At 40.9% G+C, this 1,551-nt stretch carries 1 protein-coding gene; it reads left to right on the forward strand.

Features of this window, described 5'->3' with window-relative positions; all coding sequences use genetic code 11:
* Window positions 1-393: 393 nt before the first annotated feature.
* Window positions 394-1,551, forward strand: a 1,158-nt coding sequence (locus tag BAZSYMA_RS08695; RefSeq protein WP_479385932.1) for an RCC1 domain-containing protein, incomplete at its 3' end; no start/stop codon positions are given.

Genomic DNA, 1,551 nt, shown 5'->3' on the forward strand with positions numbered 1-1,551 from the left:
TTTGGTTGGTTAATGAGGGGCTTGGTTGTCTTTGGTTTTCACCTGATGGGTGAAACTGTGTTTTGGTTGAAATCATTATACCAGTTGGGGTTTGTGTGTGTTTTTGGTTTTTATTTTTGGATTGGGGAATTATTTTTCTAATGCAGGGGGTTTTAAATATGGTATCTTTGTCCGCAGGTCAATTGTGTATATTTTTGCATGTTTCACTTCTTTTTCTTGTCAGGTTAAAAGAGTAACTAATATACTTTTTGACCGACTAACGAGTGTTGTACTTATGATGTGAATTCAAGACAGTTTAAAGTTACCCTACACTTGGTTAATGCAGGAGTCTCGCTTGACAAGCTTAAATTTAATAGTAGAATACAGAATTTTTAAGCAAAAGTAAAATTCAAAATGAATCCCATATCATCTTTTAACACAAACCTTATTCGCACTTCACTATTAAGCATTGTCTTAACCCACACAGCTATTGCAGGCGAACCCATTGATGGACGCAGCCTAATGGATGATTACTTACAAAACAAAGCATCAGCAAGTACTGATCCTGCCACTCCCTCAACCGCTATCAATATTTCTAACATTAGTTTGAATAGTGCTAATTACTACAATGAATTCCAATCAGATGTAAATACAAATGATAATACCGCTAACGGTAACAAAAAAAGTTTAAGCACAATCATCAGCAACAAACTAAGCGCATTAAATTTGTCAAATTATAATGCAAAAATGATTAGAAATCACGCTGAAGTAATGAGTTGTGGCGGTTGTCATCAAAACAGTAATGAAGTAGAAATTGCCCAGAATGTTAACTGGCCAAAGAGTGGAACTTTTGTTCATGTTGACAAGCAAGGTGTCCTGTCCTCAGCATTGACTGAGCAATTCTTACCTGCTCAATCGGCTTTATTAAAAGTTTATTGGCAAACAATAGTAGAAAAGTGGCACTTTTCTGAAATGGATTATTCTAGTGCTAGGAATTATTTTGGTGGATTTAATAATGTACCATCTTATCCAAATGCATCTGCTTTTGCCACGCTTCAAGCCGATGGCTCAATTAAGGCGTGGGGTAACTCAGAGAGTGGAGGCACAAATGCACCCACTGACAAAGGCTATACCAAGATCTATTCAACTATTGATGCCTTTGCCGCCCTTAAAGCCGATGGCTCAATCAAAGCGTGGGGTAACTCAGATTCTGGAGGCTCAGGTGCACCCGATGGCAGTGGCTATACCAAGATTTATTCAACTGATCGTGCCTTTGCCGCCCTTAAAACCGATGGTTCAATCACGGCGTGGGGTGCACCAGGTTTGGGAGGCTTAGATGCACCTGCTGGCACTGACTATACTAAGATTTATTCAACTGCGAGTGCCTTTGCCGCCCTTAAAGCCGATGGTTCAATCACGGCGTGGGGTGACTCAGATTCTGGAGGCATAGACGCACCCGCTGGCACTGACTATACTAAGATTTATTCAACTGCGAGTGCCTTTGCCGCCCTTAAAGCCGATGGTTCAATCACGGCGTGGGGTAACCCAGGTTCTGGAGGCATAGACGCACCC

This window comes from Bathymodiolus azoricus thioautotrophic gill symbiont, assembly GCF_001298715.1.
Classification (GTDB): domain Bacteria; phylum Pseudomonadota; class Gammaproteobacteria; order PS1; family Pseudothioglobaceae; genus Thiodubiliella.